Raw genomic sequence first — 24,059 nt, 5'->3', positions numbered from 1 at the left:
GTCAGGCTGCCAGGGCTCGCGCGCCGAGCTTTTCGCTGACGATGGCCGCCAGGTATTCGGCATCGCGCGCAACGCCGGAGAAACGCCCGGAGCCCCAGGTGTGCAGCCACGGCAGCCCGAGGAAGTACAGGCCGTCCTGCGCCGTCACGCCGCGCACGTGGCCGGGATAGCCGCGCCCGTTGAAGACCGGCGCCTCCAGCCAGCTGAAATCCGGGCGAAAGCCGATGCACCAGACAATGGCGCCGATGCCCGCCTGCGCCAGGTCCAGCGCCCAACGCTCCTCGCCCGGCGACCATACCGGCGCATACGTGCTGGCGGGCGGGGCGGCGATGCCGTGCTTGTCGATGAACTTGTCGATGCTCGCGTTGATGCGGTTGTAGGTGTCGTCCGCATCGTCAAGGTTGGCTTTCAGGTTCGGCGTGAAGCGCAGCTTGCCGTCATGGAAATCTTCCAGCGCGCCGAACAGCTCCATGCCTTCGGTGGCGAACTTGCGCAGATCGATGTCGCGCCCGCCGTCGCGGCCCGTCACATAGTGATTGGTGTTGTCGCGCACGCCCTCGCGCAGCGGATGCTCCTGCACCGGCATGTCGTAGTACTGCATGTCAGCCAGCCAGTCCACCACGTCGCGGCCACGGTAGAAGCGCGCGCAGCGCGGCGCCTGGCCCACGGCCAGGAACACCTTGCGGCCCGCCAGGTGCAGGTCTTCGGCGATCTGCGCGCCGGACTGGCCGGAGCCCACCACCAGCACGCCGCCCTCCGGCAAGGCCTGCGGGCTGCGGTACTCGGAGGACTGGATCTGCCGGATGCCGGCGGGCAGGCGCTCGGCCATGCGCGGCACGATCGGCGTGTGATAGCCACCGGAGGCCACCACCACCTGACCGGCGGTGAAGTCGCCCTGCGAGGTGCAGACCAGATAGCCGCCCTGCTCCAGCGGCTTCACACGCAACACCTCGGTGTGCTCCAGCACCGGCGCATTCACCATGCCGATAAAGCCATCGAGGTAGGCGGTGATCTCGTCCTTCTTCATGAAACCGTGCGGGTCGTTGCCCTGGTAGGGATAGCCGGGCAAGGCGCACTGCCAGTTTGGCGTGACCAGGCAGAAGGCATCCCAGCGCTGGCTGCGCCAGGTGTGGGTGACGGTGTGCTTCTCGATGACGAGATGATCGATGCCGGCCTGCTTGAGGTAGTAGCTCATGGACAGGCCAGCCTGGCCGCCACCGACGATGATGACGCTGTAGTGTTGGGGGGAGGTGGCCTTGGTTTCGTTGCGGGTGTTAGACATGATGCGTCCTTCGTTGATTGCTGTGAGATGCGTTAGGGCTTTCAGATGCGGGCTCTTCAGATGCCGGTCTTCGAACTTCCCCGTGGGCTAATCCACCACTGGTTTGCTCCCCTCTCCCACGCAGTGGGAGAGGGGCCGGGGGAGAGGGTGGGCTCCTGCTCAGAGTGAGGGCCTGCGCCATTGCCACCGCCCGCCCTCTCCCCCGCCCCTCTCCCGCAAGCGGGAGAGGGGAGACCACAATTGGCTGAACTTAACGCCCGAAGCCGATCACGCGCACCGTGGCGCCAGGCTGCGAGCAAAAACGCGCGGCGGTGGTCTCGATCTGTTCAAGCTGGTCCATGGCAGAGGAGCAGGCATAGCCATACTTCGCCCTGACGCGCTCCGAGGCACTGCCAAGCGCCTGCCTGGCGATCGCCAGGAACTCGGCCAGCGCGTAGTCCCGTCCCGGGACAAAGAACTCGGTGACCACCGAGGACGGGGAATAACAGGTGACCTCGGTCTGATCGGGCCAACGTATGCGGAAATGCGTGACTGGCATGAGGGCTCCTCAGGCATCGATGTGGGTGGTATCCCGCGTGGCACGGTCGGCCTGCGGGACGATAAATGCATCACGCGCGAAGTCCCACAGCAGCGCGGTTTCGCCGGCACCGCTGACCAAGACCTGCCGTGAATCGTCGATGACGCCGATGTCCGCGCAGGCAATGTCCCGCGCCCTGAATCGCTCGCTCACACGCGCCACATCCTGCTCGCGCACGGCCAGCAGGAAGCCGTAGCTCGGAAATGCCGTGAGCCAGCGCGCCATCGGCACCCCCACGGGCGCCGGAATGCGGCCCAGGTCGATCCGCGCGCCCACGCCGGAACATTCCAGCAGCATCAGCGCCGTGCCCAGCGTGCCAGCCATGCTGATGTCCTTGGCCGCGGCGCACAGGCCGTCTTCGGCCAGCGCGGGCAGCAGTTCGAGATCGGCGCGCAGCCGCGCGGGCGGCGCCTCGGTGGAGGCGTTCCAGTACGGGTACGGCTCGGCAAAGGCGCCACGCAAATCAACCGCCATCAGCAACCGGTCGCCCGGGCGCGCCGCGAAACTCGATAGCAGGCGCCGCGCCCGCCCGACAATGGCCACCGCAAGCTGGGCCTGATCGCTGCGGGCATTGCTGTGCCCGCCGACGATCGGCACGCCATACGCCGCCGAGGCTGCCGCCATGCCCTTGAGCACTTCGGCGGCGTTGGCCACGCCGTTGCTCCAGATGGCGTCCACCACCGCCAGCGGGCGGCCGCCCATGGCATAGATATCGCTGACATTGACCATCACCGCGCTGTAGCCCGCGAACCACGGCTTGGCATCGATGAAATCCCGGACCATGCCTTCGATCGCGAACAGCAGGTAGCCGTCATGATCGGCAATCGCGGCGCAATCGTCGCCCACCGCAACGGCCTGGCCGAGATCGCGCATGCCGCCCGGCAGCGCATTGCCCAGCGACGACAGCACGCCGGCAATATCGGTCTTGTGGCCAAAGCCACGGCTGGCGCGCAGGCTTTGCACAATCCGCGCGACGTTCATGTCCCGCTCCTGCCCAGCGTCGACAGGCCAATGCGCGGCGTCAGGCACGCCGGGTAGTAGTCCAGGTCCGCCTGCATCAGGTGGTGCGGGCGGCCAAGCAGCGTTTCCTCGGCCAGCACGTCCCAATGCAAGCGGCGGAACAGCGGCACATTCTGGCTCTGCACATGCGCGAGGAATCGGGTGCAGCCCAGCCCGTTCGCGCTGCTCACCGCCAGCTTGATCAGCGTCGCGCCGATCTTGCCGTGGCTGCGGTATGCGGCGTGCACGGCCAGCCGTGAGCCAAACCACACGCCGGGCTCGGTTTCGTGGATGCGCACGGTGCCGACCACCCTCTGCGACGCATCCGCCTCGCACTTCACCGCCACCAGCAACTGGGCGGTGTCGTCGATCGCGTCGCGGTCGTCGTCAACAAAGATGCCCTGCTCATGGCAGAACACCGCCCGGCGCAGCGCCATGGCCTCGTCCGCCTCCCACTGCGCCCCGGCCCAGCGGATGCGGAACGTCGTGGCCGCGGGCACTTCCACACAGAGATCGTCGTTCATGCCGCCACCTCTTCATACGAAGACAGCGAGGAGCAGGCGCCGCACTTGCCGCAGCCCGCCTTGATATCCGCCGAGCGCATGCCCGCCGCGCTGATCATCGCGCCCAGCGGCTGGAGGATGGACTTCATGAATGCAGGCGGCGGCGCGGGATGGTCTTCCAGCGGCGTGCCGGTGATGGGCACAAAGGGCACCACGAAGGGATAGACGCCAAGCGCGACCAGTTCCTTCGAGATCGACAGGATGGTCTCAACGCTATCGCCTAGCCCGGCGAGGATATAGGTGCTCACCTGCCCCCGGCCAAACACGGCAACCGCGGCCTTGAACGCTTCCATATAGCGGCTGATCGGCACGGCCGCCTTGCCCGGCATGATCCGCGCGCGCAGCGCGGGCGTGACCACTTCCAGGTGCATGCCCAGCGTATCGATGCCGGAAGCTTTCATGCGCTCGAACCAGCGGTCGTCGTCCGGCGGCTCGCACTGCGCCTGGATGGGCAGGTCCACCGCGGCCTTGATGGCAAAGGCGCTTTCGCAGAGAATTGCGGCGCCGCGGTCCGGCGTGGGCGGCGTGCCGGTGGTCAGCACCATATGCTTGACGCCGTCCAGCAGCACGGCGGCGCGCGCCACTTCGGCCAGTTGCTCCGGCGTCTTGCGCGCAATGGTGCGCCCCGCCGCGAGCGATTGCCCGATCGCGCAGAACTTGCAGGTCTTGCGCCGGCTCTCGTAGCGGATGCAGGTTTGCAGCACCGTGGTGGCCAGCACGTCCGCGCTGTGCAGCGTGGCGATGTGCGAGTACGGCACGCCCTCCATCGTCTGCAGCGCCGAGAAGCGCGGCGCCTTCGGGAAGCTGATGTTCGCAATCGGGATGGTGCCGCGCAGCAGCGCGCTGGTGCCCTTGCCATCAGGCGACGACGCCACGTACGGCGAATGCCAGGCGGTATTGGTATGCACCGGCACCATGATGGTCACGCCATCCACGGTCACCGCCTTGTGGTCGGACGGGCCCGCGCCGCCGCGCCGGCTGGCGGCGCCCGCTGCCGGGTCCAGCAGGCGCAGCCCGACCGATTGCAGCTCGGTCCGAAGCTCAGTTACCGACAACCGGCTCAAGGCCGGCGTCATCTCGCTGGAGTTCATGGTGGGTGCTCCCGTGGTAATTGGAGAAGGCGGTGGCCATGGGCGATGCGGTCGCCGCCGGCCGGTCGTTGATGGCAAGGCTGAGCAATTCCGGCCGGGCGTAGTGCCCCACCGAATCCATCATTCGCTTGCGCTTGGTGATGAGCGACATATCCAGGTCCGCGATCACCATGCCCTCGCCCTCGCGCAGCGGCGGCGCCAGGTGCTGGCCCTCCGGCGACACGATGGCGGTGTTGCAGCCGCCGCGCAGCGCCTTTTGCAAGGCGGGGTCGGTGGTCACCGAGGCGATCTGCTCGTCGGTCAGCCAGCCCGTGGCGTTGACCACGAAGCAGCCGGATTCCAGCGCGTGATGGCGGATGGTGACTTCGATCTGATCGGCAAAGATGGGGCCCACCAGCGAGCCGGGAAACTGGCTGCAGTGGATTTCCTCGTGCTGGGTCATCAGCGCATAGCGGGCCAGCGGGTTGTAGTGCTCCCAGCACGCCAGCGCGCCCACGCGGCCGATGGCGGTATCGGCCACCTTCAGGCCGGCCGCGTCGCCCTGGCCCCAGATCATCCGTTCATGGAACGTCGGCGTGATCTTGCGGCGCTTGAGCACCAGGCGGCCGTCGGTGTCGAAGATGAGTTGCGTGTTGTAAAGACTGCCGTGGTCGCGCTCGTTGACGCCGAGCACCACCACCATGGCGTGCCGGCGCGCGCGCTCGGACACGGCATGGGTGACGGGGCCGGGCACCACCACCGCCTGCTCGTACAGCCGCATATGGTCGCTGCCGGATTGCACGGGCGGCCGTACGAAGGAGAAGTACGGGTAGTACGGCAGGAAGGTTTCCGGAAAGACGATCAGTTGCACGCCTTCCCGTGCGGCGCGGTCGATGGCCTCGCACACTTTGCCAAGCGTGCCTTCGCCGTGCTCGAGGTCCGGTGAGATCTGGACCGCGGCCGCGCGCACAATGCGTTTCTGTGACATGGTGATGCCCGCCCTTTTTCTAAGCGTTGAACCGAAGCGTTAAACCGTCCAGGTATCCAGGATCAGCGCGTTCTCTTTGCGGTGGATCAGCTTCAGGTCCAGCACATCGAGCGGGCTGATCGGGCGGATGCCTTCGATCAGCGAGGCTTCGCCATGGCCATACAGCGCTTGCAGCGCAAAGCGGCAGGCGTAGACCTTGCCGCCCTCTTCCATGAACTTGGTGATCTGCTTGTTGAAGTTGAGATGGCCGGCGAAGGCTTCGTCGCCCAGCGTGGGAAAACCGCGCTGCAGGCCCAGCGTCACGCCCGGTCCGTACAGCAGGATGGAGGTCTCGAAGCCCTTGCGTTGCAGGCGCGTGGCCTGCAGCAGGTTGACGAAGCCAATCGAGCCTTCGAAGGCCACGGTGTGGAAGGTAACCAGCGCCTTCTCGCCCGGTTCTGCCTTGACGTCCTCGAATACCTTCTCTTCGTAGTCGACCAGGAAGTCGCCTTTCTTGTGGGCCGGTTTGTTCACTGCGGGCATGTTGCACTCCATAGGGTTGGTGGATCTGTCGATCGATCGGCGCTGGGCCGACACCAAACCTTGAGCATGGGACATGCCATCTGCCACGCCCGATCATGCGATCAATGCCCGATCAAGCAGCGAATCGCTCATTGATCGCATCGCTGATTTTCCGGATGGCGAAATGTGCGGGAAACGCTTGTGCGCTAGCCGCTACCGGCCCGCTGCGGGCCTTTTGCCGCCATGCACTGTGGTGGAACACGCCAGCCGGGAAACACGCCCGGGCGCGGTGCAGTCCCGCCATATCGCACCATCATTGCGCAAACAAAAATGCAATCATTTCAAGCGCAAAAAACGATCATTGTGGTAGCCTGAGGCCTCAGCTAACCCAGCTGAAGCCGCATCCGACAACCGCGAACAAGCGAACGCCAGGAGCCCACCGTGCCCGGACTTGCCAGCCACTGGCTCAAACGCCTCGGCGAAAGCACCAAACCCGCTTACCTGCTGATCCCCGACCTGATCGAGGAAGACCTGGCAAGCGGCCGCTTGCAAGCGCGCGACCGCCTGCCGGCGCTGCGCGACCTGGCCGACGCGCTGCAGCTCAACTACACCACCGTGGCCCGCGCCTACGCGGAAGCGCGCAAGCGCGGGCTGATCGACGCCAAGGCCGGCAGCGGCACCTTTGTGCGCGGGCGCGCGCCGGCCCTGCCGCTGCGCGCGGGCACCGGCGCCGAAATGACCATGAACAACCCGCCCGAGCCAGCGGCGCTCACTGTGAGGCTGCGCGAGTCGGCAGCGCGCCTGATGAGCACGACGGATCCCTACGACCTGCTGCGCTACCAGGATTTCGGCGGCACGCCGGCGGATCGCGCCGTAGCGGTGGACTGGCTCAAACGCTATGTGCCCGCCTGCCGCGCGGATACCGTGCTGATCTGCCCGGGGATTCACAGCGCCCTGGTGGCGCTGGTGTCGCTGCTGGCCCGGCCCGGGCAAACGATCTGCCTGGATACGCTGGCCTATCCCGGCATCAAGGCCATCGCCACGCAGCTCGGCGTGCGGCTGCAGGCCCTGCCCAGCGATGAGGAAGGCCCCCTCGGCCCGGCCTTCGAAACACTCTGCAAGACGCAAAAGCCAAGCGCGCTGTACTGCAATCCCACGCTGCAGAACCCCAGCACCAAGACCATGCCCCAGGGACGGCGCGAAATCCTGGCGGATATCGCCCTGCGCTACAGTGTGCCGATCATCGAGGACGATGCCTACGGCATGCTGCCGCAGCGCACGCCGGATGCCATGGCCACGCTCGCGCCGGAACTCACCTACTACGTGACCGGCCTGTCGAAATGCTTTGGCGCCGGATTGCGCATTGCCTTTATCCACGGCCCCACCGCGCGCCAGACCCAGCGGCTGGCCGGCACGCTGCGCGCCACCACCGTGATGGCAAGCCCGTTCAATACGCTGCTGGCCACGTCGTGGATCAAGGACGGCACGGCCGAAGACATGCTCAAGGCCATCCGCGCCGAGTGCGTGGCCCGCCAGCTCCTGGCCCGCGACGTGCTGGCGGGGCGGCCATATGATGCCGACCCGGAAGGCTTCCATCTCTGGCTGCCGATACCAGCGGACAGCGGCTGGCGTCCTTCCGAGCTGGCGCTGCATCTGCGCTCGCGCGGCATCGGCGTGGTGTCTAGCGCGGCGTTCGCCACCGATGGCAATCCCCCGGATGCGATCCGGATCTGCCTGGGCGGGCCGGGCGAACGCGACGAGGTCGAGGAATCTCTGCAGATCGTGGCGGATACGCTGGACGATCCGCACCATCTGCATTCGGCCATGCTGTAGCGCGCCACTGCGCCTTCGCCCTGCCGGCGCTTGGCCGGCGCTGGGCCGGCTTCGTTGGGTTTTGGCAACGGCATCAATGTCTGCCGGCGAAACCGCAAATGACTTTGCCGTCTCGCGGACAACCGTCGATAAAATACGCCCCGCTGCGCCCGGCAGGCGCTGCCATTCCATTTCGTTCCATTTCAATACGTATAAAAAGTGCACCTCGGCATCGACCGAGACGTGTGCAAGCGGATCACTGTTTTTGGGAAATCACGGGAAATCATGATGCAAACAAAATTGCGGGCCCTCTATCTGTCCATGGCCGCGGCCTCGCTGCTGAACGCATGCGGCGGCGGCGGCGGCAGCGACACCGCGCAATCGTCCGGCAACGCGCCGGTCACGGTGGCACCGGCAGCCTCGATCTCCGGCGTTGCCGCCACCGGTGCGCCGATCGCCAACGCCACCGTGGCACTGAAATGCGTGGCCGGCACGGCCTCCGTCACCACCTCGGCCACCGGCGCCTGGTCGGTCACCACCGCCGGCCTGGTGCTGCCGTGCGCGGCCCGCGTGACCGGCCCGAACGGCGTGCTGCACACGCTGATCCTCGGCCCCGGCGTGACCAACATCACGCCGATCACCGAGCTGGTGGTGGCCAGCGCCACCGAAAACCCCGACACCGAAGCCTTCTTCAACACGTTCTCCGCCACCTCGGCCGGCGCGGCAAGCAACCGCCTGCCCACTGCCCTGGCCTTGACCAAGCAGCGCCTGGCCAACCTGGGCGTAACGGTGGACACGCTGAACCTGCTCAACCAGGTGTTCCAGCCGCAAGCCGGCGACGCCTATGACGACAAGCTCGAAGCGCTGATCGTGCGCCTGAAGGCCAACAACGCCACCCTGGTCACGGTGGCACAGGAACTGGCCCGGGGCGATGTGGGCCCGGCAGGGGCAACGGGCGCGACCGGCGCCACGGGTGCCGCAGGTCCCACCGGGGCTACCGGGGCTACCGGCGCTACGGGGGCAGCCGGCGCACAGGGTCCGCAGGGTGCCGACGGGAGCAATGGCGCCACTGGCGCTACCGGCGCGACCGGAGCGACTGGCGCAACCGGTGCGCAGGGCGTGACGGGGCAGACGGGCGCGACCGGGGCCACTGGCGCCACCGGCATGCAAGGCCCGACGGGAGTCACCGGCGCCCAAGGCGCCACGGGTGTCACTGGCCCGACGGGCGCTACCGGCGCCACCGGTGCGCAAGGCGTAACGGGTTCCACGGGAGCGACAGGGGCCACGGGAGCAACGGGAGCAACGGGAGCAACGGGCGCTACCGGCGCCACAGGCCCCGCCAACCCGGATCTGGGACAAAACACCGGAAACGCGGCAGGCGGCGGCACCGGCGCCCAATGTACGATAGGCAGCGTGTGGCTAACCGCCACGACATTCGGGCAAGGCCTGCCGGCCGATGGCCGGCTGCTCCCCATCGCGCAAAACACGGCGCTGTTCTCGCTGCTGGGGACTAACTTCGGCGGCGACGGACGGACCACGTTCGCATTGCCAAATCTTGCGTCCGTCACGCCCAACGGCCTGACGTACATGATCTGCACTGACGGCATCTTCCCCGGCCGGAGCTAAGCAGCCGGAGGCCGGGGACACAAAAAGCCGGCCTGCTTGCCGCTCAAGCCTCGGACGCGTTCATTGCCCGGGTGGTGCCGAGCGCGGCTGCGCGGGCACCGGCGCAAGGCTGCGCGCGATCACCAGTTGCTGGCTGTCCCCGCTCGCCAGTGCCAGGTCCCGCAGCTTTCTCCGGATACGAGCCTGGAAATCCGGATCGAGCCCCGCCTTGCCGGCTTCATAAAGGCCGAGCATCTGCCGGAACACCAGCGCCGGCGCAACGTCGGCCGGCAGCGCGGCGATCACCTCCGCCTCCCGCTTGCACCAGGCAAAATCCGCTGCGCCCAGGTCCGTACCGCCCACCGTCAGACTTAGCGTGCGCACCTGGCGGCTCTGCGCAAAGTGCGTGCCACCGCGGCTATTCGTCATGCCGCAGAACAGATAGCTGCCCTCGACGTCCAGCACATACGTCATCTTCGGCACCGGCGCGCCATCGGCGCCACCCGTTGTGGAGAATGCCCGGCCAAAATCGCCCTCCCCCACGATGGCGTCGAGAATCCATTGCGCCTGCGCATGGCGCTCGGGCAGGCGCACCGACACGGTACGGCCTTGCCGGTCGGTCATGCCGAAGACCACGCTGGCCTTGTCCCCCGGGCCAACCGGTATGCCGGCAATCTGGTGCTCAGGCAGGGCCAGCCGATAGCGCGCTTGCGGCATCGGTGCTCCGGTCACTGCATCGCGCAGCACGAACTGATGCCGGTATGGGCCTTCACCGACCGTTCCGGGGCCGCGATATTCGCGGGCCTGGGAGATGCCGGGCAACGCCAATGCCGCCAGCAGGATGACGCTGCTCAGGAAAGGGGGGGTTCTGGCCATTACCATTCATGTCGGATTGAATTCGCCCACACTCAGCGATTTTGCTGTTTATGGCGAATTTCAAGCGACGGATTCTACGTCAGCCAGGCCGCTGGCGTGGCTGCCTAGCGCCAGCCGATCACCGCCTCGGTGCCGTGACAGCTAGCGTAGTTGTCGCATCCGGCGCAGGCCGGTTCGGGACACGGGTGCAGGTCCAGCCGCCGGCATAGCTCGTGGTAGAAGAACTTCTTCCACTTCATGTCCGTGGTGTTGGCCGCGTAGAGCGAGGGAAAATACGCCTGCAGCAAGCGCGAAACGTCATGCCGGCCCGACAGGCCCATGTCGTGCCAGAGATGGGAGCCACCAAAGCAGCCGCTGGCCAGCGCGTGGGCGGCCCAGCGCATTTCGGGGCGAGCGGGGCGAGCGGGATCGCCCGATGCGATCAGCATCTGCACCAGGTCAGCAAACTCGCAAGGCAACGCGGCGGCATCAACCGGCGCCGACTCCGGCGCCCACCCCGCCGCCCTGGCACCCGGAAAACAGTGATCCAGCATCTGCCAGAACTCGGGCTCCGCAAGCCCGAGCCACTGCGCGAACCTGGGCAGCCTGGCAGCGTTGGCGCTTTCCAGCACACCCGCCAGGGCGCGGCAGGCCGGCTCGCCGGGAGCGAGCGAAAACGCGTCTAGGATCAGCAACGACTGGTTCACTGGCAATGCCTTGTGGAGCCGGGCCGGCAACAAAGAGGGGAGAATGCCCTGTGACCGCAATATAGCGATGTATATAACGACAGTCAAACGCAGGCCAGAGCATACCGGGGCAGGCATCGCCTAAAGCTGGAGCCGCTCGAAGGGCATCGGGGGTGAAATGGCATACCCCTGCAGCAGATCCGCGCCGAGCGACCTTGCCAGCACCACGTCGTCCGGGCTCTCCACGCCTTCGGCCACCGTCTGCAACTCCAGCGAGCGCGCCAGCGCCATCGAGGAAAAGAACAGCCGCCGGGCGCGCTCGGTATGGCGTGCGCGGTGCAGCAGGATCTTGTCCACCTTGACCTGTTTGAACGGCAGCAAGCCAAGGGCTTGCAGCGAGGCATAGCCCGAGCCGAAATCGTCCTGGGAGATCACCATGCCGCGGGCGGAAAGCGCGCTGAGGTTTTCCAGCAGGCGCGCCTCGCTACCGCGGGAAATGCGGGTCTGCTCGGTCAGCTCCAGCACGACGCGGGCGATATCCAGCCCATGGGACATGCTTGCGCGCACGAATCCCTGGACGAAGCCGGCCGCCGCCGCGGTCCTCGGGTTGACGTTCAGGGAGAACCGGCCTGCGTATTGCGGAAACCGCATGCGCACCCGGCCGCATGCGCCAAGGAAATGATCCAGCAGCAGTGTCTCCACGCCATGGCCGGTGATGCTGCCGACAAACTTGTCCGGGGCATGGTGCCGCCCCTTGTCGGACCAGCGCGCCAGCACCTCCAGCCCGACGATGCCGCCGTGCTGCGCGCTGATCTGCGGTTGGAACACCGGGTAGATATGCCCGAACTCGATCGCACCGATGAGGTCGCCCCGGGTGAGCGAGAGCAATTCCTCGTGATCCAGGCCGCGTTCGGTGGCATCCATGTCCTGCGGCCCGCCTGAAGGCCACGCCATCCTCTGGCGCAGCCCCGCCAGGCGCGCGGCTGCCGGATCGGCGAAGCCACCGTCGGTGCCGGCGCTGGCCCCGTCCGGATGCGGGACCCTGGTACCGGGAGACGCCGTGCCACTGAAAAACGCGTAATGCAATCTAAGCTCCTGGAAGGCATTTGGACGGCCGGGTGCGACATGCACACGCATCACGCAGGTTCCCCTCTGAAGGAGGACCACCTACCAAGGCAGGGTACTGACGTAATACAAGCCGTAAGACAATCCGTTCTAGCAAGACTGACCCCTTGCTGAACTGTTCAAGGGGTGTAGGAGCACCCTGCGCCTACACCTCCTTTTTTTTGCCCGGGTGTCCCGCACCTGGATCCAGGTGCAGCCCCCCGCCCAAGCCCGCATTGCCCCGATCCCTGTTTTGAAATTCCCGTTTTAAAATCCCTGCTTTAAAACCCCTGCCTTAAAACCCCGAAAAGCGAATACCGATCGAGCCATAGCCGTAGTAGCGATCGAGCTTGCCTGCGGTAGCGGCGTTATAGAGAAACGGGATCGTGCCAACGAAGTTGTACAGCGATGCCTGCCCACGCAGGAACACCTCGACATTTTTCACCACCGCATACGACAGCTCCATCCCCAGCGTGTGGTTTGACTTGATGGGGGAATAGCCGTAAGCACTCGCGCGGCTATCGACGTTGCTGCGCAACAGGTACTGGAACTGATAGCCCAGCCGCGCGCTGAAGTTCTCGTACTTCCAGCGCCAGGAGCCACCCAGGTTCAGGAAGCCGGCCGTGTAGTTGAAATCATCGTTGATGTTCAGGCCGTACTGGCTGGCATCCGTTGAAAACGACGCCGACTGCAGGTTGGTGTTGCCCACGCGGCAAGGCGCGGCCAGGTTGCCGCTGGCAATATTGTCCGAGCCGATGCTCACATTGAAATTGCACCCGCCCTGCTGCAGCCGCGTATTGATGCTGCCGATTGTCACGCGGCTGACGCCCAGGCCAATAAACCCGGTGAGCTTGTTGCGCTCGGTAAGGTCGCCAGAAAAAATCACATCGGCCTGGCCCTGGATGTCGTTGGCGTCGTTGACCGTGACGCTGTTGAACGTGGCATTCCTGACCTTGAGCGCGGATGAGCGGGTCAGGCTGCCGGCGCGGTCACCCCAAAGGGAAAAGCGCAGCATGATGCGGTCCCGCGCGCCAGGCTCGGCCAGCGGGTCATAGTGCAAGGCCAGCATCCAGCTATCGATCTGGTTGTTGTCCTGGCCGTAGTCGATGCCACGGCGCCAGTACGTGGCCGATCCCGACCACTTCGGCGAAAACTTGTAGCCCAGCATCAGCTTGCCGCCGCGATAGTCGCCGGCATTGTCCGGCACGGCACCCTGGCCCTCTCGCAGGTTAAAGACGTCCACGGTCTTGTTGACCATGTCATAGCTGGCCTCCACGCGAAATGACGTGAACTCGCCCGTAGCGGGCTCGGCCTGCAAAAACACATCGTCGGGGGCCGCATGGGCAACGCCGACGCACGACAAACCCAGCATCAAGGCACCGGCATGGCGGAGCCGGCGCGTGCGATACAACAGCATAGGGAGACTCCGAGGCCGGGAGCGGACCTCATCCATGGCGTCAGCCAGTTCTTGGTCCGGCCGACTGCACACAAAAAGAAGCCGGTCACCCGTCACAAGCACCAGAAGGCGCACATGACGGATGACCGGGCAGGCCCTCCCCTGACCATGGGAAGGGCTTCACTACGCACCGATCAGGGGTTCAGCGTGACCGAGGTCGTGATGCCGTTGCCGCTAACCGTGGAGGATTTGGTCTGCACCGTCCGCGCCAGCGTCTTCTGCGGGCTGCCGCTGACCAGCGTAGCGACGTTCACCGCCTTGCCGGCCAGGCCAGACACCGCGAACGTCACGGGGAAGGTGCTGGGCGACTTGGGCGTAATGGCATCGAGCTGCGCCGCGTTCAGCGTGCTTGCGCCCTTCAGCTTGGCCAGGAAGACCGAGAAAGGCAGGCTCAGTGTACCGCTGCCGGCGTACAGATTGTCCGCGACCGCGTTGGTCAGGGTCGTCTCGGCGGAAAGGCTCCCGCCCGTGGCGACGCGGAACGAGTATGTGGTGTTGGCAGGCACCTGCGCGGCCGTCAGCACACCGCTGCTAAACGTGAGCGCAACCTTTTCGATGATGACATCGACCTGGTTGCCGTTATACGTATAGCTCAAACCCGCACGGACTTCAGCTGCGCCGTCGCCAAACGGCTTGCCGACTTGCGAGGTCGCGACCGTGATGCTGCTCAAGGCACCGCCGCCCGTGACGGTCACGGCATCAAAGTTCGTGAACAGCTGGCCGTTGATGGTCATGCTGGCCAACTGGATGAAGTCGGTCGGCTTGACGGCGTTGACCACGTCGGTGATGGCGCCGCTGTTGACGTTGCCGCCTAGGCTGCTTGCCGCGTTCTGGATTGCCGTGGCGTTGCCGGTAGACACGGCAGCGCCGAGCGCAGCCAGGCTGGTCGTCAGCGTCGGGTCAGCCAGCGCGGCCGGCGTTACCGCCGCCACCAGCGCATTGCTCGTCGTGGACTTGGCGCTGTCGGTCACCGCATTGACCGAGCCGCTTTGCTGCAAGGCAGCCAGCGTGGCAGCGGGGTCGGTGCCCAGCACGATCGTGCCCAGCGCGGTGTTCACGTTCGACACCTGGGTGGCCACAACCGGGCCAGCCAGCGCGGCGACGTTGGCCGCCACCGCGGCAATGTTGGCCTGGACGCTGGCCGGGAAACCGGCCTTGGCGTTCTGCACCGCCGAGTTGATCACCGACGTGACCAGCGTGCTGTTGGTCAGGTTAGCGGTACCGGTGGCGTTGTTCACCGCGCTAGCCACGGCACTGGCCGCCGCCGCTGCGGCAGCTTCCGCCGTCAATGTGCCGCCCGTGGCCTTCGACAAGCCTGCCAGCGTCTTCGCGACCTGGTCCACCAGTTGCTGCACCAGCACGGCTGCCTTGAGCACCGCAGCGTCCTGCATCGGGTCCAGCGTGGTGAGGTCCTTGCCTTGCAGGCCAAGCTTGGTCGCCAGCGCCGCGGCCTGGGTTGCGCCCAACTGCGCAACCAGCGTCGTCAGCGGCGTGATCACCGGGGTCTGGCCGGCCTTGTAGGCCACTGCCGGTGCCTGCAGCACGCCGGTGAACGGCAGGTTGGTACCAATGTCGGTACCGCCGGTCACCTTGAGTGCGCTGGTGGAGCAACCATCCGGGAACGTGAAGTCCCCGTTCGCCTTGGTCGTGGTGGTCTTGTTGCTGCAATCGAGGAACGTCACCGTAGCCTGTGACAGGTAGAAGTCGACGGCCTTGCCTTGCACGGTAACCGATGGCGTCGTCGGGGTCGGCGTCGAGTCCGAGCCGCCCCCGCAAGCCACAAGTGCCGCTGCCGCGGAAGCCATGATGCCGAGGGTAAAGATATTCCTGATATTGGTTTGCACTCTTCTCACTCCTGAATCGATACGTCGATTTGTCAATGCGTCAATGCGTCAATGCTTTAATGCGTCGATACGTCGATAGGTCAATGGGTCACTAGGTTGTCTATGGATCCTGACCACGCCTTGGCTGCGCACCGCATGCGGTGCCTTACGCTGCCCTGGCTCGTCGCATCTCATGGATACCCTGGCTGGCTCTTGCGATCGGAATCGGCAGCACTACAACAAGACTGCGCTACTGCCTTTGCCAGCTTCACTAGATAAACAATCTCCACAACCGTGTCACCCCTACTAGGAGGGGGAAAGCGCAAGCTTGCATGTCAGCCCGTAACCCCCACCCTCGCGAGAGTCGCAACGGCATCGCTGCCGCGTGCCGTTCCTACGGTTATCAGGACGCGTAAAACGATGCCGGCTAACGCGTATCCTTGCATTGCCTCGCATCGCGTCGCCTCGCCTCGCCTCGCATTACCTCGCGCCTAGTGCAGAACCGGAAAATCCGCCGGCACCAGCCAGCGCGCCACATATCGGCCCATGGCTTCGAGCAATACATCGGAAGTCAGCCCCGAAGCGCCCGCCAGCGCGGGGCACATGATCCAGGTCGTGCCATCGTGCTCCAGCACGCGCAGCGTCTTGGCCAGATCGGCCGGCTGCAAAATGAAATCCCCCACCCGGGCTTGCTCAAGCCCGAACGCCAATACGAAATCCAAGAAATGCCGCTCGCCCAGGCACACCACCACCTTGGGCTTCCACTCCCTGCGAATGCCTTCGATAAAGCGGAAGCGGTTGCCAGCCCGGCACAGATCCAGGTAGCGCTGCTTGGGCACGAGCGCCGGCTGTCCGCGAAATGCCTTGGACCAGGGCGTCTGGCCAATCAGGTGCGCCGGCAACGGAAACAGGCTGAGCTTGAACTCCGCGCCCCCCGGCGCATAGAGATGCTGATCGAAGTAATGCTTCCAGTCGCACTCGCTCTGCGGGCGCGCAAAGGTCTGCGCACGCGCCGCCGCCATGATCCTTGCGATCTTCTGATGCGACTGCCAGCGCTCCATGCTCTCGCGATGGCGCTCGCGATACGCGCGGTCCCAGGCGCCTGGTTGCATGCGCGGCTCCAGCGGCGCTACCAGCGACTCGACCCATGGATGCGGTGTGCTGTCGCAAAACCAGACTGCCGCCGCCGGATTTCCCCCTTCCATACCAACGTAAGACGCGAAGTACGCGTCCAGCTGCTCACGTGAGAATACTGTCTTCTGTTCTATTTCCATGCCCCTACCGCTTGGTGGAATTAAAGATGCCCACGCGCTGAGGCAGTACTTACCTATACGACGTGACGGGCCGTGAGACGCCTCGAATGCAACGGCAAATCTCTAATAGAACGATGGAGACAACCCGCTGACGGGGAATGCAGAGCTTCCCGCGCTTCCCGCGCTTTTCGCGCCTCCCACCTGCTTCGTCTCGGATGCCGGCCGGCATAAAACCAAAGCCTGGCTCCAACGGATTTGACCTGCCTACAACCAATCTGGATCAGTGCTTTTCCCTTTGGGAAAGCGATTGCCGGAACGTATATCGTCAATCCCGCGACGCTCCGGCTACCGCCCCAAAAAGCCCGATCTCGTTTGCGCGAAACAATCACTTGGCGGTGCAAGATTCTGCGTGAGATTTGATCATGACGCGCCCCCCTTTGGAGGGATTCGCGGCAGTCTTCTTTCCCTTCTTACGCGGGGTAACGACACTTTGCGCGGCATCGCACAATCGGGCGGCGGTAAATGGCGAATGCACGGCGAATGCACGGCATATGCACGGTATATGCACGACATGTGCGGGGCGTGTTCACAACATGTGCGTGGCAAGCACAGGCATGGAAGTGGGACAGCCACAACGCGTTGCCTGCAAGAACCTCGGTTTTTCGATAGAGTGGTGCCGATGCGCCGGCGTTTTGCCGGTCCTATGCAGCACCGGGTGCGCCCAACGCCCATGACCGAGCCTCCCATCGCACTTGCACCGACCCAATCGGAACCGCAGCCCGCGCCCCCGGACGCGCGTCTGCCGCATACCCATTTCCAGGTAGGCGGCGACGGGCCCCGTGCCACCAGCGTGGGACAAATCCTCGCCTGGCGCCAGCGCGTCGGGCATGTGATGGACGTCAACCTCACCCGGGACACCCTGGCAGCCCCGTTCCAGGCCTGCATCGACCGCTACCTGGTCGAGGACATGCTCTTCACCGACTGCCGCTGCGATGGGCTCACGCTGGAGCGCAACGTCGCGCGCATCTCCACGGACACCATGCGGCACTATGCGCTCCAGGTGTTCGTCGAAGGCAGCGCCGGCGTGGTCGAAGGCATGCGGCACAACCCGATGCCGCAACACGGCGGCATCCTGCTCACGGACCATGGGCAGCCCATCCACATGCACCGGGGTGCCGTGCGCGCGCTCTCGGTCTTCGTGCCACGCACGATGATGGATTCCATCTTTCTCGGCGCCGAGGCCGCGCACGGGCGCATCGTGCAAACCAACACCCCGCTGACCCGGCTGGCCGTGGAGCACCTGACGGCGCTGAGCCGCGAGATCCCCGGCATGGCGCCGCAAGCGGCTGTCCAGGCCATGCACGCCAGCGTGCAACTGCTCACCGCCGCCTTTCGCAAGGGCGCGCGCCTTGAGGAAGGCGCCCGCGCCGCCGCGCGCAGCGCCATGCTGGCCCGGGCACGCCGGCTGATCGACGCCGACCCCGGCGCGGCGGAGCTGTCCCCCGGCAAGCTGCTCGCCAGGATGGAAATCTCCCGCCCGACCTTATATCGATTGTTCGAGCAAGAAGGCGGCGTGCAGGCCTATATCCGCAAGAGCCGCCTGCGCGCCGCCGCCGCCGACCTCGTGAAGTTCCCCAGCTTGCCGATCAGCAATATCGCCTACGGACTGGGCTTCAATAGCGCATCGGACTTCACCCGTGCGTTCCGCCGATCCCTGGGCATGTCGCCCAGCGACCTGCGCGCCTATGCCACCAGCCCCGAGAACACCGAATTCAGGCTAGCCGCGTTCGCAGTGCAAGGCGATGACTTCCGGCAGTGGCTGCATCGGCAACAGCGTTGAGCTGCGCGCCCGCGGCCACTGCATCGCCATCTCAGGCCGGGTAGTACTCCGCCTCGCAAAGCTCCGCCTCGTGCGGCCTTACCTGAAAATCGGCCATGGTCAGCCATTGGCTGATAAAACGCCCCATGGCGTTCAGCAGCACATCGGACGCTAATCCGGCCGCCCCGGCCACCGAGGGGCAAATAATCAGGTTTGTCCCCTCGCTGACATAAACGCGCAACTCCCTCGCCTGATCGGCCGGCTGCAATGTGTGTGTGGTATATGGCACGCCCCGCATGCCAAAGGCCTGCAGGTAATCCGCCTCGAAGCGCTCGCCAAGGCAAACCACCACCTTGGGCCGCTCGAGCCGGCGCAACTGGGCGATAAAGCGGAACCGGGCACCATTGCGGCACAGCGCAAGGTATTTGGATTTGGGGTTCAGCTCCGGCTGGTTGCCGTGCAGTTGTGTCCACGGCAACCCGTTCTCAGAACGGATGGCCAAGGGGAACAAGCTCAGCTTGAAATCCCATCCGCGCGGCCGGTAAAGATATTGCGCAAGGTAGCGCTGCCAATCGCCGCTATCGTCCCGGCCGAACAGCACCATCTCCCGGGCCGCCGCCATGATGCGCGCGATGCGCTGGTGCGTTTGCCACTTGGCCATCTCGCGCAGATGGCGCAGCCTGAATTGCGCATCCCACGCCGGCACCTCAAGCACCGGGACAAGCTGCGCGGGCAGCCGCGTGCTATCCGAAGTCGGCATGGCGTCGCAGAACCAAACCGCGCTGGCCGGACTGCCCCCCTCCATACCCACGTAGGAAGCAAAGTAAGCATCGAGCTGCTCGCGGCTCAGGGTGCCCCCGCCCTGCTCCGTCGCTCCAGACATATCAGACAAACTAGCCAAACCAGCCAAACCAGATAGATCAGCCATCACCAACACCCCCATCATTCCCGTCGTACGCCTATTGACCCGTCAAGACACCGGATCGCTGCCGGCATTGCCCCGGCTGCGTCGGTTCCCCCCTCTCTTCGAGTTCCGGGGCAGGGGTCGCCAAGCATCCCCCCTTTCGCGCACGCCTTATAGACAATGGTCTCTAGCGTCCAAGATTAAAGCCACACCCGCGCGCCTCTTGACCGTGCGTCTCACTTTTTGGCAATTGGTGCGGTGATTGACCTGGTGACGGGCTCCGATTGGCGCGTCAGCCACACCGGCAGCCCGGCATGCCAGCGCCTGAGCCGGGTCAGCCAGCCGCCCGGCCACCCCCGCCAACACAAAAAAGCGTCAAAAAAATCACTTACAGCCTTCGCCCGCAAGCCTTCCGCCGTCGGGCTTTCGCGATGAGGCGCGGGGCGAGAAGGCGCTGCCGCTGGACAGCGGCTATAAGAACCGGCTGCACCCGCAAAAGGGGGCAAGCTGCAAGACAGCGCGAGAGAGATCGCAGCCATTTCCCCTACCTAATATCCGCATTCATCCGGCAATCCCCCCTCTGAAGCGGGGATAGAAAATTCAAAGGGAGAAAATCCCCCGCCTTTAGAAAAAGGCTTCATCCGACTTTCGTGTGGGTCGATGTATCTCTGGGCTAAATCCAGCACTGCCGTAGCTCCCCCATACAGTACCCACACAAAGGTCCGAAGCACCAGAAAAATCAAATATCGATCCTGATACAAACTCGATACGTCATTGAACAATCCACGCACCAACATCATCCATCGGCACCAAGACCGCCCCAGCATGCACAAGTCCCGAGCGCAATGCGCGGCCTCGCCAGCAACCCCGCGCCATGATGCCAACAATCCCCTCGCGTTCCCTTCTCTCGCAGGGTACCGGTAGATGTCGCTGCGCCGCACTATCTGCCCCATCGATAAGACGAGCAAACCGGCGCCCATAGCGCCTGTTTAAAACGAAGCGACGATATTCCAGCGACGCGTCCTTGCATGGACGACGTATGGGCGCCAGGGTCAGCCGCCCCAAGTGCCACGGAATCGACTGCACACGCTGCAGCCAGCGCCGACTTCCTTCGTCCGATCAAAAACGCCATGCCATTTGAGACAGCGCGCATGGCCGGGCCGACGTAGTCAATGGCACGTCGCCTTTACCAATTGGGGATAAATGGTTCGGCCGCACCAGCGTGCGGCGGGATTGCGAACGCTTTCGGGGAAGATCATGGGAGTTTATCGCGACATGTTTGCCAGGCATTACGACCAGCTAACGCTGGCCGCACGCCTGCTGGACGTAGCTGTCATCTGGATTGCCGGCTACCTGGCAACCGAATTACGCTTCGCAACGGACGCCACGCCCAGCGCGCCCATCCACCAGTTCATCCAGTATTTCGGCTGCACCGTCGCGTTTATCGTATTGCCCGCGTTCGACCTGTACGCCTCCTGGCGTGGCCGCAGCGCCTTCTCCCTCTTCACACGCATGCTGGCCGGCTGGACCCTGGTCTGGCTGATCAGCATCCTGGTCTGCTTCCTCCTCCATCAAGCCGACTCGCTCTCGCGCCTTTGGGCCACCTATTGGTATGTCGGGTCCATCGTTGGCCTGCTGGTGCTGCACATCGCCAGCCGCTCCCTCCTGAGCCTTGTCCGCGGCACCGGTGTGAACACCAAGCACGTACTGATCGTTGGCTACGGCCGCACCGGCCAGGAAATGTACCTCCGCGCCACCGCCAACCGCCGCACCGGCTACAGGGTGGGGGGCATCTACGCATCGCCGGTCGAAGCCACGCCGGCCGGTGTGCTGCGTGTGGAAGACAGCGCCAAGATTGCGGACTTCGCGCGCCAGCACAAGATCGACGAAGTCTGGATCACGCTCCCCATGAGCGCCACCCGCCAGATGCAGAGCATTGCGTACTCGCTGCGCAACGACTTCATCGACATCAAATGGATCCCCAGCCTGCTGGACTTTGACCTGCTCAACCACAAGGTGGGCGATTTTCTTGGCATGCCCGCGGTAGAACTCAACCGCCCGCCATCACTCGGCGTGCGTGGCGCAGTAAAGTCAGCATTCGACCGCAGCTTTGCCGCCCTGGTACTCGCGGCCCTCTCCCCGCTGTTCCTGGTCATCGCCGTGCTGATCAAGCGCAGCTCCCCCGGCCCGGTGTTCTTCAAGCAAGAACGCCTGGGCCTGGACGGCCGCGTGATCCACGTCTACAAGTTCCGCAGCATGAAACCCCACGACGAGCACGGCGTGGTCACCCAGGCCACCAAAGGCGACAGCCGCATCACCCCGATCGGCGCCCTCCTGCGCCGCACCAGCCTGGACGAGCTGCCCCAGTTCATCAACGTGCTCAGAGGCGAGATGAGCGTGGTAGGCCCCCGCCCGCACGCCATGGCCCACAACAATATCTATAAAGAACAGCTCGACCTGTACATGCTCCGCCACCGCGTCAAGCCCGGCATCACCGGCTGGGCGCAGATCAACGGCTACCGCGGCGAGACCGATACGCTGGACAAGATGGCCAAGCGCGTTGAGCACGACATCTTCTACATCCGCAACTGGTCGTTCTGGATGGACTTGCGCATCATCTTCTGGACCGCATTCAAGGGCTGGACTGGACAGAATGCGTACTAATGGCAAGACCAAGGCATCCCTGGTCGAGTGCTCTCGGTCTTGCAAACAAACTCCCGTTGCTAGCCCACTCTGGTCCATCCACGACGAGGAAGATCCCAACAGAGAGAACAGTCCGTGTCAATGGCTTTCGACCGCCCCAAGCATCTAGGGACTTCGCCCTATACAACTTGATAATTCATAGTCTCTGCAGCACAACCTAGACATGGCCCAATCCTGACTACTCGTCGAAAATGAAAATCGATATCCAACCGGTAATTCTGTGCGGAGGCTCTGGAACACGGCTTTGGCCTCTATCTCGTGAAGCCTACCCCAAGCAATTCCTACCCCTCATGGGAGAACGTTCCCTCCTTCAGGAAACAATAGGTCGCATAGGAAAAGTACCTCTCAAGCGCCCCCCGCTTCTAGTCGGAAATGAAGATCATCGCTTCGTTGTGGCAGAACAACTTAGGAAGATTGGCATAGACGATTTCGAGCTCATATTGGAGCCTACTCCTCGCAATACCGCGCCAGCGATTGCCGCTGCGGCCCTTCGGGCGATTGAGGATGGTTCCGACCCGATACTAGTCGTGCTACCTTCCGATCATGTGATCGCGGACTCTGAGAAGTTTTCGGCCTCCCTCAATACCGCCATTGAGGTGGCGAGCGCCGGTTATTTAGTAACATTCGGTGCGCTACCGACCGAACCGGCTACAGGCTATGGGTATATTCTTGGCTCTGATGAACCACTTCACTCATCCGATAGTTTAATCAATAGATCCTCGGCTCTACGCGTCTCGCGTTTCATCGAGAAGCCTTCTATTGAGAAAGCCACTCGTTACTTGGCGGATGGTGGCTACTACTGGAACAGTGGAATGTTCGTATTTCGAGCATCGATCTATCTAGATGAATTACAGCATCACTCACCACATATACTTCAATCAGTAAAGGAAGCAGTCGCTAAAGGCAGCGGCGACTCCTCGTTCTTTAGACTGGATCGAAATCTATTTTCAGCTTGCGAAGCCGACTCTATTGACTATGCTGTAATGGAGCGGACCAACAGAGCCGCCCTAGTACCCCTGGATACACCGTGGAGCGATGTTGGCTCATGGGATGCGGTTTGGAAGCTTGGAAAGGTGGGCTCCGATGAGAATATGATCCAAGGCGACGTCTTTACAGAGAAATCTCAACGTTGCCTAGTTCACGCATCCAGCCGTCTTGTTGCAACAATTGGAGTTTCCGATCTTGTTGTTATTGAGACTACAGACGCAGTGCTCATCACGAATCGCGATGAGGCGCAACGCGTAAAGGAACTAGTAGGAAAGATAAAGGACCTCGGTCGAACCGAAGGTAGTCAGCACAGACAAGTTTCTCGGCCTTGGGGCACGTATGACTCCGTGGAGAGCGGATCTCGCTACCAAGTCAAAAGAATAACCGTGAATCCTGGAGCAAAACTCTCTGTCCAGATGCACCATCATCGCGCCGAACATTGGATCGTTGTTTCTGGAACGGCTAGGATCCGGAATGGTGAAAAAGAGTACCTTCTATCCGAGAATGAGTCCACATATATACCGATTGGCGAAATCCATTGCCTAGAAAACCCAGGAAAGATACCGCTTGAATTGATCGAAGTCCAATCGGGAAGCTATTTGGGTGAAGACGATATTGTGCGATTCGAAGACAAGTATGGTCGCGCATAGGCAGTCGAGAACAACAATCTAGCTGAAACGACGCAAGGCATATGAAAGTGAGAGGGCGCAGTGCCAATTGCGGGAGTTGGGAATATGCAGTCTCGTACTTGCATTGCACGGGCTCCGCCTGGCGGCCGCCAGGATAACTCGCCGTCTGCCTGCGGACGCCCGGAAGCCCGAGCCGGAGGTTCAGGAGCAGTTCACCTGACCGAACGCTCGTACAAAAAAGCAGGCTGCCCGCTTCGCGCTATTGGCGATGAGTATTCAGTTAGATCGCCAGAATCCTGTTACCAACTTGTGATCGAACTGCCTGCGACTCATGCTTGGCACATCAATATGCATGAACTGCTCGGCCTCGGCGGCTCGCGCGTCGAGTGCTACCGCCTGAAGCGGCACGCAAGGTTTGGGGCATGCGCAATGCGAGCCCGCCC

At 63.8% G+C, this 24,059-nt stretch carries 20 protein-coding genes; 6 read left to right on the top strand and 14 right to left on the bottom strand.

The annotated features are described in order from the left end of the window. Position 1: 1 nt before the first annotated feature. The 7 genes from AC1RQK_RS37195 to AC1RQK_RS37165 all read right to left on the bottom strand — a co-directional run bounded on the left by AC1RQK_RS37195 (position 2) and on the right by AC1RQK_RS37165 (position 6,001). Entirely contained in the window at positions 2-1,282 is a 1,281-nt protein-coding gene (locus AC1RQK_RS37195; protein ID WP_492814440.1) for an MSMEG_0569 family flavin-dependent oxidoreductase, read from the bottom strand. A 250-nt stretch (positions 1,283-1,532) separates the two neighbouring features. Beyond that, positions 1,533-1,820 (bottom strand): MSMEG_0570 family nitrogen starvation response protein, encoded by a 288-nt coding sequence (locus AC1RQK_RS37190; protein ID WP_492814438.1) that lies wholly within the window; start codon positions 1,818-1,820, stop codon positions 1,533-1,535. A gap of 9 nt (positions 1,821-1,829) precedes the next feature. Continuing rightward, positions 1,830-2,840: a sll0787 family AIR synthase-like protein gene (locus AC1RQK_RS37185; RefSeq protein WP_492814436.1), complete on the bottom strand. Its 1,011-nt coding sequence runs from the start codon at positions 2,838-2,840 to the stop codon at positions 1,830-1,832. After that, positions 2,837-3,382, bottom strand: a complete 546-nt coding sequence (locus AC1RQK_RS37180) for an MSMEG_0567/Sll0786 family nitrogen starvation N-acetyltransferase (RefSeq protein ID WP_492814434.1) — start codon at positions 3,380-3,382, stop codon at positions 2,837-2,839. Before AC1RQK_RS37180 ends, AC1RQK_RS37185 begins: the two co-directional genes overlap by 4 nt. Continuing rightward, a complete protein-coding gene (locus AC1RQK_RS37175) occupies positions 3,379-4,512 on the bottom strand; it encodes an MSMEG_0568 family radical SAM protein (RefSeq protein WP_492814432.1) in 1,134 nt (377 codons plus the stop codon). Before AC1RQK_RS37175 ends, AC1RQK_RS37180 begins: the two co-directional genes overlap by 4 nt. Continuing rightward, positions 4,463-5,479 carry a Nit6803 family nitrilase gene (locus AC1RQK_RS37170; protein ID WP_253928861.1) on the bottom strand — a complete coding sequence of 339 codons (1,017 nt, stop codon included), beginning with the start codon at positions 5,477-5,479 and terminating at the stop codon, positions 4,463-4,465. The genes AC1RQK_RS37175 and AC1RQK_RS37170 overlap by 50 nt, the downstream gene beginning before the upstream one ends. A 39-nt stretch (positions 5,480-5,518) precedes the next feature. Then, positions 5,519-6,001 carry an MSMEG_0572/Sll0783 family nitrogen starvation response protein gene (locus AC1RQK_RS37165; protein ID WP_035811662.1) on the bottom strand — a complete coding sequence of 161 codons (483 nt, stop codon included), beginning with the start codon at positions 5,999-6,001 and terminating at the stop codon, positions 5,519-5,521. Positions 6,002-6,074: 73 nt separating this feature from the next. Between AC1RQK_RS37165 and AC1RQK_RS37160 the strand changes: the two genes are divergently transcribed. From AC1RQK_RS37160 to AC1RQK_RS37150, 3 genes are all read left to right on the top strand, one after another. Next, positions 6,075-6,350, top strand: a complete 276-nt coding sequence (locus AC1RQK_RS37160; protein WP_492814429.1) for a hypothetical protein — start codon at positions 6,075-6,077, stop codon at positions 6,348-6,350. A 71-nt stretch (positions 6,351-6,421) separates the two neighbouring features. Next, positions 6,422-7,813, top strand: a complete 1,392-nt coding sequence (locus AC1RQK_RS37155; protein WP_492814427.1) for an aminotransferase-like domain-containing protein — start codon at positions 6,422-6,424, stop codon at positions 7,811-7,813. Positions 7,814-8,077: 264 nt separating this feature from the next. Further along, entirely contained in the window at positions 8,078-9,418 is a 1,341-nt protein-coding gene (locus AC1RQK_RS37150) for a phage tail protein (protein WP_492814425.1), read from the top strand. Between the two features lie 60 nt (positions 9,419-9,478). Here the strand turns inward: AC1RQK_RS37150 and AC1RQK_RS37145 are convergent, their stop codons facing one another. The 6 genes from AC1RQK_RS37145 to AC1RQK_RS37120 all read right to left on the bottom strand — a co-directional run bounded on the left by AC1RQK_RS37145 (position 9,479) and on the right by AC1RQK_RS37120 (position 16,589). Continuing rightward, positions 9,479-10,273, bottom strand: coding sequence for a hypothetical protein (locus AC1RQK_RS37145; RefSeq protein WP_492814423.1), 795 nt, complete (start codon positions 10,271-10,273; stop codon positions 9,479-9,481). A 104-nt stretch (positions 10,274-10,377) separates the two neighbouring features. After that, positions 10,378-10,959, bottom strand: coding sequence for a nitrogen fixation protein NifQ (locus AC1RQK_RS37140; protein ID WP_492814421.1), 582 nt, complete (start codon positions 10,957-10,959; stop codon positions 10,378-10,380). 120 nt (positions 10,960-11,079) lie between these two features. Then, complete coding sequence (locus AC1RQK_RS37135) at positions 11,080-12,024, bottom strand: EAL domain-containing protein (RefSeq protein ID WP_492814419.1); 945 nt, start codon at positions 12,022-12,024, stop codon at positions 11,080-11,082. A gap of 313 nt (positions 12,025-12,337) precedes the next feature. Beyond that, entirely contained in the window at positions 12,338-13,459 is a 1,122-nt protein-coding gene (locus AC1RQK_RS37130; RefSeq protein WP_492372909.1) for a hypothetical protein, read from the bottom strand. Positions 13,460-13,632: 173 nt separating this feature from the next. Then, positions 13,633-15,342: a hypothetical protein gene (locus AC1RQK_RS37125; RefSeq protein WP_492814417.1), complete on the bottom strand. Its 1,710-nt coding sequence runs from the start codon at positions 15,340-15,342 to the stop codon at positions 13,633-13,635. 470 nt (positions 15,343-15,812) lie between these two features. Beyond that, a complete protein-coding gene (locus AC1RQK_RS37120; protein ID WP_492814456.1) occupies positions 15,813-16,589 on the bottom strand; it encodes an XpsR family transcriptional regulator in 777 nt (258 codons plus the stop codon). A 715-nt stretch (positions 16,590-17,304) separates the two neighbouring features. Here AC1RQK_RS37120 and AC1RQK_RS37115 point away from each other — a divergent pair. Continuing rightward, positions 17,305-18,414, top strand: a complete 1,110-nt coding sequence (locus AC1RQK_RS37115; RefSeq protein ID WP_492814415.1) for a helix-turn-helix domain-containing protein — start codon at positions 17,305-17,307, stop codon at positions 18,412-18,414. A 31-nt stretch (positions 18,415-18,445) separates the two neighbouring features. On the opposite strand, the gene AC1RQK_RS37110 is transcribed toward AC1RQK_RS37115, so the two are convergent. Continuing rightward, the gene (locus AC1RQK_RS37110; protein WP_492814454.1) at positions 18,446-19,276 is read right to left on the bottom strand and encodes a transcriptional regulator; all 831 of its coding nucleotides are present in this window, start codon (positions 19,274-19,276) and stop codon (positions 18,446-18,448) included. A gap of 1,296 nt (positions 19,277-20,572) precedes the next feature. Here AC1RQK_RS37110 and AC1RQK_RS37105 point away from each other — a divergent pair. Both AC1RQK_RS37105 and AC1RQK_RS37100 read left to right on the top strand, forming a co-directional pair. Continuing rightward, positions 20,573-21,961, top strand: coding sequence for an undecaprenyl-phosphate glucose phosphotransferase (locus AC1RQK_RS37105; RefSeq protein WP_492814452.1), 1,389 nt, complete (start codon positions 20,573-20,575; stop codon positions 21,959-21,961). Between the two features lie 230 nt (positions 21,962-22,191). After that, positions 22,192-23,637: a mannose-1-phosphate guanylyltransferase/mannose-6-phosphate isomerase gene (locus AC1RQK_RS37100; protein ID WP_492814414.1), complete on the top strand. Its 1,446-nt coding sequence runs from the start codon at positions 22,192-22,194 to the stop codon at positions 23,635-23,637. The last annotated feature ends 422 nt before the right edge of the window (positions 23,638-24,059 follow it).

The organism is Cupriavidus sp. GW822-FHT02D05 (assembly GCF_058802485.1).
Note: the sequence above shows the minus strand (reverse complement) of the source record. Positions and strands in the feature narration are given on the sequence as shown.